The organism is Mycobacterium asiaticum DSM 44297 (genome assembly GCF_000613245.1).
GTDB lineage: Bacteria > Actinomycetota > Actinomycetes > Mycobacteriales > Mycobacteriaceae > Mycobacterium > Mycobacterium asiaticum.
In genome coordinates this window covers 138,527-145,912 of sequence record NZ_HG964937.1, presented here as the reverse complement: position 1 = coordinate 145,912, position 7,386 = coordinate 138,527, and the positions used below count along the sequence as shown (strand labels likewise).

At 66.5% G+C, this 7,386-nt stretch carries 6 protein-coding genes and 1 pseudogene; 2 read left to right on the top strand and 5 right to left on the bottom strand.

Going from position 1 to position 7,386, the window contains the following annotated elements; all coding sequences use genetic code 11:
- Positions 1–622: P-loop NTPase (locus tag BN972_RS11240; RefSeq protein ID WP_036357641.1), on the top strand; the 622-nt coding region annotated here is incomplete at its 5' end.
- 122 nt (positions 623–744) lie between these two features.
- Here BN972_RS11240 and tatB read toward each other — a convergent pair.
- From tatB to sigE, 4 genes and pseudogenes are all read right to left on the bottom strand, one after another.
- Positions 745–1,151: pseudogene (tatB, locus tag BN972_RS28220) on the bottom strand (Sec-independent protein translocase protein TatB).
- 106 nt (positions 1,152–1,257) lie between these two features.
- Entirely contained in the window at positions 1,258–2,772 is a 1,515-nt protein-coding gene (gene htrA / locus BN972_RS11230; RefSeq protein WP_036357634.1) for a serine protease HtrA, read from the bottom strand.
- Between the two features lie 151 nt (positions 2,773–2,923).
- Entirely contained in the window at positions 2,924–3,316 is a 393-nt protein-coding gene (gene rseA / locus BN972_RS11225) for an anti-sigma E factor RseA (protein WP_080696927.1), read from the bottom strand.
- 153 nt (positions 3,317–3,469) lie between these two features.
- Entirely contained in the window at positions 3,470–4,249 is a 780-nt protein-coding gene (gene sigE, locus BN972_RS11220) for an RNA polymerase sigma factor SigE (RefSeq protein WP_036357627.1), read from the bottom strand.
- Positions 4,250–4,452: 203 nt separating this feature from the next.
- On the opposite strand from sigE, the gene BN972_RS11215 reads away from it, so the two are divergent.
- Positions 4,453–5,142: an O-methyltransferase gene (locus tag BN972_RS11215; protein WP_036357625.1), complete on the top strand. Its 690-nt coding sequence runs from the start codon at positions 4,453–4,455 to the stop codon at positions 5,140–5,142.
- Positions 5,143–5,162: 20 nt separating this feature from the next.
- Here the strand turns inward: BN972_RS11215 and BN972_RS11210 are convergent, their stop codons facing one another.
- Positions 5,163–7,277, bottom strand: a complete 2,115-nt coding sequence (locus BN972_RS11210) for a PPE family protein (RefSeq protein WP_036357622.1) — start codon at positions 7,275–7,277, stop codon at positions 5,163–5,165.
- Positions 7,278–7,386: the final 109 nt, after the last annotated feature.

Here is a 7,386-nt window from a genome sequence, read left to right as displayed (position 1 = left end):
GTCGATGATCCTGCCGCCGATCGCGCACGACGTGAAGGTCATCTCGATCGCCCAGTTCACCCAGGACAACTCCCCGGTGGTGTGGCGCGGACCGATGTTGCACCGCGCGCTGCAGCAGTTCCTGGCGGACGTCTATTGGGGCGACCTGGACGTGTTGCTGCTCGACCTGCCGCCGGGTACTGGTGACGTCGCGATCTCGCTGGCTCAGCTACTTCCCAACGCCGAGATCCTGGTGGTGACGACACCGCAGGCGGCCGCCGCCGAGGTCGCCGAGCGGGCGGGCAGCATCGCCATCCAGACCCGTCAGCGCATCGTCGGCGTCGTGGAGAACATGTCCGGCCTCACGCTGCCGGACGGCACAACGCTCCAGGTATTCGGCGAGGGCGGCGGCCGGCAGGTGGCCGAGCGGCTGTCCCGGGCGGTTGGCGCCGATGTGCCGCTGTTGGGTCAGATTCCGCTGGATCCCGCGCTGGTGGCGGCCGGCGACGCCGGCGTACCCGTGGTGCTCAGCACCCCCGACTCGCCCGTGGGCAAGGAACTGGCCCGCATTGCCGACAGCCTGTCCTCGCGGCGTCGTGGTCTGGCCGGCATGTCGCTCGGTCTGGACCCGACCCGCCGTTAGGTCGCGCGAGCGCTGGCTCGCCCACGCTGGCTCGCTCACGCTGGTCGCCGAGCGTGAGCCCTACGTACCAAAAGTGCGCCGCAGGAGTACATAACCCCCACGCTCGGCGCGTAGCCGTGCGCTCAGGTGGCGTCGGTGTCGAACGGCGTGCGTTCGGGCGGCGGGGCCGGCGTGGACGGGGTGCTATCGGTAGCGGGCTCCTGGGCCGGGGCGCGGGAGTGTTACTGGTCGGCTTGTCGAAGTTGCCGGTGAAAATCGAGTCGTCCCCGTCGAGCAGGTGCTTGGTCAGGGCCGCGCGCGGCGTCATCCCCCGCAGCTTTTGCAGCTCACCGAGCTGGCCACGGAGGTCGTCGAATTCCGGGCCCATGTCCTCACGCAGCTGATTGGACACACCACTGAGGTAGTCGCGCGCCTGCCGCAGCGCACCCGCCGTCCAACGAATCGCCCCGGGCAACCGCTCCGGCCCAAGCACTACCAGCCCGACCACGACGAGGACGAGCATCTCCCCCCAGCCGATGTTGGCGAACATCAGGTCAACTGGTGATGACCCGCCGCGCCCGGTTGCGCCGCGCTTGCGATCATCAGGGTCCGATGGTGATGACCCGCCGCGCCCGGCTGCGCCGCGCTTGCGATCATCACGGGCTCGTATCGGGGTCGGGTTTGACCGTCAGCGTCACATGCCGACCGTCGCGGACCACCTCGATCGGGGCGTCCTGGCCGATCGTCAGCTGCCGTGTCGCCACGACCGCCTCGTCGGAGTCGGCGACGTTGCGGTTGCCGATCTTGACGATCACGTCGTTCTCCAGGATCCCGCCCTTCTGAGCGGGCCCACCCGCCTTCACGTTGGCCACCTGCGCACCAGAGGCGATCGCGTTGCTCACCGAACGAGTGCTGATGCCCAGCGTCGGGTGCAGGATCTTGCCGTCCTTGATCAGCGTCTGCGCCACCAGCTTCATCTCGTTGACCGGGATCGCGAAACCCAGCCCGCTGGCGCTGTCGGACAGCGACTTGCCGGCGGTGTTGATGCCGATCACCTGTGAGTCCATGTCGATCAGCGGACCGCCGGAGTTGCCGTGATTGATCGACGCGTCGGTCTGCAGGGCGTCGATGACGGTGTCGGTGTCCGACCCTTCGCCGGACAACGGGACCGGCCGGTGCAGCGCGCTGATGATGCCATGCGTGACCGTACTGCGCAGTCCTAACGGAGCGCCCGCAGCCAGCACCTCGTCACCGACCCGCACCTTGTCCGAGTCACCGAGCCGGGCCACGCTTAAGTTGTTGACGTTGTCGACCTTGAGTACGGCCAGGTCGGTCTTCGGGTCGCGACCGACCAAGCTGGCCGGCACTTCCTTGCCGTCGTTGAACACCACCGTCGTCTTGAACTGGCTGGGATTGTTGGCGGCTTCGGAGATCACGTGATTGTTGGTGACGATGTAGCCGCGGCCGTCGATGATGACGCCCGACCCCTGCATGCCTTCCTGGTCACTCTTGGACTCAACGGTCACCACCGAGTCCGCTACCGCGGCCGCGACCCGGGTAAACCGGCCGGCCGGCTCCTCGGCGTTGCCCGCGGTCGACAGCGTCACCTTCGAGGTGGTGAACGCTTCCACCACCTCCGCGGTCTTACGGCCGATCACTCCACCAATCACACCGATGACCAGCGCGATCAGCAGCAGCACCGCCAAGGCCAGGTAGGAGACCTTGCCACCGAACAGCACGTCGCGAACACCGAGTTTGCCGCTGTGCCTCGACTCGCCGTGGCCGACCTGCGGGGGTAGCGCCGGGGTGCCCAGGGCGGCGGCGGCGCCGGGGTCGCGCCACGGATCATCGGGTTCGTCGTGCTGGTCGCCGTTCTTCTCGGCTGCCAGCGCGCTGGCGTCAATGGGATGGCGTTGCAGTGTCTCGGTGCCACCGAACGGGCGGCCGAAGGCCTCCTCCAACACTGGGTCGGCCGGTTTGTCGTGCGGCCGAAATTCGGACTGTTCCTGGAACTTCTGCGGCCGCACCCGCTCGGCCACGAAGGAGCCTTGCTGTCCGGCCGGACGCCCGAACGCTTGCCGCGAGGCGGGATCGACCGGCGGACGATAAATGGGCCGCGGCGCCAGCCGTTCGGTTTCCTGGCCGCTGTTGTTGCCTTCGTCGGAGGTCACGGTTCCTCTTCTAGATCCATTTCGAGCCCAATACCGGGCCATGTGCCCAGCGACACACCGGCACGAGGTTGTTCGTCCACCCTAGTATCCACGGATCCCGGACGGTCGACATGAGCGCGCGCCCGGGCCGCCGGGGATAGCAAAACTCAAGCTAGCGGCGCTTCCGCTGATCACGTGCGTCGGACTCGGAAAAGGCATCCGACAGCGAGGGCGCGTCGTCGTGCGGGTGATGCGGAATCTCGGACAGCAACCCGAGCAGCGAGCTGGGGATCCGGATGGGATGGGAGTCGCGCAGCGCGGCGCGAGCACGGGTGTGGTCCTCCACCTCGGCGGCGCACTGGGGGCACAAGGACAGGTGGTGCGCGGCCCGCAGGTGCGCATTCATCCGCAGCTCGCCGTCGACAAAAGCGGCGATGGCCTCGATGGACAGATGCTCGGTGGACCCGAAGCGGCGCGGCGCACCTATCGGCGCATCACTCTGGGAGGCGAACTGGGTCGGAAGCCAGGAGAACGCGCGCCGAAACACCTGCCCCCGGTCGGCCATCATCAGCTCCCTTCGCGCCTTTTCGAGCCATGGATATTTCGAATGTAGCGCGGCGTTGTGCCTGATAACCATGTTCTGCCTTCAAAACCCCGGTATTTGGGACCAGTTGGCAACCATGCAGTGGCCATTCGATTATTTGGCCACGCAGGTTGCTTAGCTGGCGGACCTCAGCACGCGGTCATCGGGACGCAGCCCGTGTTCGGGGTGGGCGGCCAGGTAATCCCGCAGGGCCTGACGCCCGCGGTGGATGCGGCTGCGGACGGTGCCGAGCTTGACCCCCAGCGTGGCGCCGATCTCCTCATAGGACAGGCCCTCGATGTCACACAGCACGACCGCGGCGCGGAACTCCGGCGGCAGCGAGTCAAGTGCGGCCTGCAGGTCCGGCCCCAGCCGGGAGTCGTGGTAGATCTGCTCGGGGTTCGGCTCGTCGGCCGGGACCCTGTCGTAGTCGTCGGGCAGCGCCTCCATCCGGATACGTGCCCGGCGGCGGACCATGTCGAGGAACAGGTTGGTAGTGATGCGGTGTAGCCAGCCCTCGAATGTGCCCGGCTGGTAGTTCTGGACGGACCGGAAAACCCGGATGAACGTCTCCTGTGTCAGGTCCTCCGCGTCGTGCTGGTTGCCGGAGAGCCGGTAGGCCAGCCGGTAGACGCGGTCGGCGTGCTGGCGCACCAATTCGTCCCAGGACGGCATAGCCGACTTGTCCCCGGTCGCGTCGAAAACCGCTGTCCCGAGCAGCTTGTCAGCCGGCTCAGCCCAGTCGTCGTCGCGCACCTGTTGGGGGTGGGACATGGTGGTGGTGCTCACGGTGGTGATGTTCACTTCCTTCTGCTTGTTCCTGATTCCCAGGATCGGCATTTCCTCACTTTTCGAAACACGGAGATGCCATTCCACATTCCCGTCGTCTTCACCCCACAGTGCGCCGCGTTCCATAGCACTCACCGTTGCCTACCCGGGTGTGGGCGAGGTAGGAGCAGTCTGAGCTTTGGCTGAGAAACCATACTGTTACCTGTGTTTTCCAGCGCTTATCGCTTGTCCAATTAGCACCCGTGGGGCTTGCCCGGCCGGCGTGTCGCCGTCGGCTCCACCGGGCGCGCCTGAAGGACGAGCGAGCCCGTTCGGCATACTGTGCGGACATGGACGGCACCCCCACTTCCGGCCTCGACTCCGGCTCCAACACCCCAGGTGACGCGACCCGTAGCCGGGCCGAATCATTGGTGTCGCACGCCGAAGCGTCTATATCCGAGGACTCGATCCTGGCCGGCGCCCGCGAACGAGCCGTAGACAGTGGTGCGGGCGCCGTCACACCCGCGGTCGGCGCGTTGCTGAGCATGCTGGTCAAACTCAGCGGCGGCAAGGCGGTCGCGGAGGTCGGCACCGGGGTGGGGGTCAGCGGACTGTGGCTGCTGTCCGGCATGAGCGACGACGGCGTGCTGACCACCATCGACATCGAACCCGAATTCGTCCGGCAAGCCAGGCAGGTGTTCGCCGAGGCCCACATCGGGCCGTCGCGCACCAGGCTGATCAGCGGTCGCGCCCAGGAAGTGCTGACCCGGCTCGCCGACGAGTCCTATGACCTGGTGTTCATCGATGCCGATCCGATCGACCAGCCTGAGTATGTGGTGCAGGGCGTGCGCCTGCTGCGCTCCGGTGGGGTCATCGTGGTACACCGGGCTGCCCTGGGCGGCCGCGCCGGTGACCCCGGCGCCCGCGACGCCGAGGTGGCCGCGGTGCGCGAGGCGGCCCGGCTGATCGCCGAGGACGAGCGCCTGACGCCGGCCCTGATTCCGCTGGGTGACGGATTGCTGGCGGCGGTTCGCGACTGAGTCGAGGCGCTGGGCGGACGCTATGCGCGATTGAAGAAGCCGGATTGCCCGACGCCCGCGTTGAACCCGCCGGAATCGGCGCCGGGGCCGGTGTTGCCGACGCCCGAACTGTGCTGGCCGGAGTTCAAAAAGCCGGTGTTGTAATAGCCCACGTTTCCGAAACCGATGTCGTGATCACCGGCGTTGGAGAAGCCCACCTGCAACCCGCCGGCCCCGCGATTGAAGAATCCGGTGTTGGTGCCGCCGTCGCTGGCGTTGAAGAAGCCCACATTGTCCTCGCCCCCGCCGGCGTTGCCCCAACCCGAGCTGTATCCGCCTAGAGCCGCGTTGTACAGGCCGGAGCTGTAGTTGCCGAGGTTGAAGAACCCGGAGTTGCCGGTCCCTGAGTTGCCGAATCCCGAATTGCCGCTGTAACTTCCGGTGCCGCCGAGGCCGGTGTTGACGTCACCGGCATTCCACAGACCGGTATTGGTGTTGCCCGAATTGAACAACCCGGTGTTGGTGAAGCCGGTGTTGAAGAACCCGGTGTTGCCGGCCTCGCCGACGTTACCCTGCCCGAAGACGGGATCGCTGCCGTTGCCGCCGGCGTTGAAGCCGCCGGTGTTGCTGATGCCGGTGTTCGACCAGCCCACGTTGCCGAAGCCGGCGTTGAACGAACCCACGTTGTGATTGCCGGCGTTGAAGAACCCGACGTTGTGACCGAACAGCGAGGTGCCACCGGAGTTGAAAGCGCCCAGGTTGCCGTTACCGGCGTTCGCCAAGCCCATGTTCGTGCTGCCGGCATTGAACGACCCGGTGTTGAAGCTGCCCGCGTTGAACAGACCGGTGTTGGTGGAGCCGCTGTTGCCGATACCGGTATCGGCCACCCCCGAATTCACCAATCCCACGTTGTGGCTGCCCGTGTTGCCCAGGCCCCAGTTCGCGGCACCGGAGTTGAACAGCCCGACATTGCCATTGCCCGAGTTGAATAGTCCGACGTTGCCACCGCCGGAATTGAAGCCGCCGAAGCCGATCTGATGGTCGCCGGTGAGCCCGACGCCGATGTTGCCGTTACCGGTGTTCGCGAGGCCGAAATTGCCGTCACCGGTATTGGCCAGTCCGAAGTTGAAACTGCCGTTGTTGCCCAGCCCCACGTTCCAGCCGACGTTGTTGGCATTGAACCCGCCGATGCCGATCTGGTTGTTGCCGGTGAGCCCGATACCGATGTTGTTTGTGCCGACGTTGCCGAAGCCGATGTTGCCGACACCGACGTTGCCGATGCCGGTGTTGTTGCTGCCGAGGTTGCTGAGGCCGAGGTTGAACGACCCTGGGATGCCGGCGACCGCGGCGGCCAGGTTTCCGTTGCCGAAACCGATGTTCCCGGTGCCGACGTTGCCGGCGCCAAAGTTGAACGAACCGATATTGCCCAGGCCGAAGTTGTAGGAAGCCGCGCCCGGATAGGGTGCGCCGACGGCCCCCAAAACGGCGTTTCCGTTGCCGGCGCCGATGTTGAACGAGCCGTAGTTGCCCAGGCCGAAGTTGCTTCCACCGCTGTTGCCGCCGCCGATGTTGAAGCTGCCGGTGTTACCGCTTCCGAGGTTGAATCTGCCGATGTTCCCAATGCCCAGGTTCAGCTCCCCCAGCACCTGCTGGAACGGCACCAGTTGCTCGGCCGCCGCCACGACGCCGCCGTAGTAACTGGACATGGCCGCCACATCCTGGGCCCACATCTGCTCGTACAGCGCCTCGACGGCGGCGATCGCCGGGGCGTTGAAACCGAACAGATTCGATTGCACCAACGCCAGCAGCTGACTCCGGTTGGCGGACACAAAGTCTGGATGCACGATTGCCGCGCGCGCCGCTTCGAACACCGAAGCCACCGCCTTGGCCTGCCCGGCCGCGAGCTCGGCGTGCGCCGCGGTCGCGCTCAGCCACAGCGTGTACGGCGTCGCCGCGGCCATCATTGCCGACGCCGCGGCACCTTGCCACGATGCCGCGGTCAGCCCTGACGTCACTGCGCCGAAGGACGACGCGGCCGAACCCAACTCGACCGCCAGCCCGTCCCAGGCCGCCGCGGCAGCCAGCATCGGCCCAGTTCCCGCGCCGGCGAAGATCTGCGCTGACGTGATCTCCGGCGGCAGCACGGCAAAGTTCATCAGCCCCCCAAAAGTTGGTGTGCCCCTCCTGGCCCGGCACAACGTATCGAAAAGCGCGGCGGCGCGGGCCCTTTGCGCACATCCAGTTGAGCGCGTTGCGTTTGCCGGA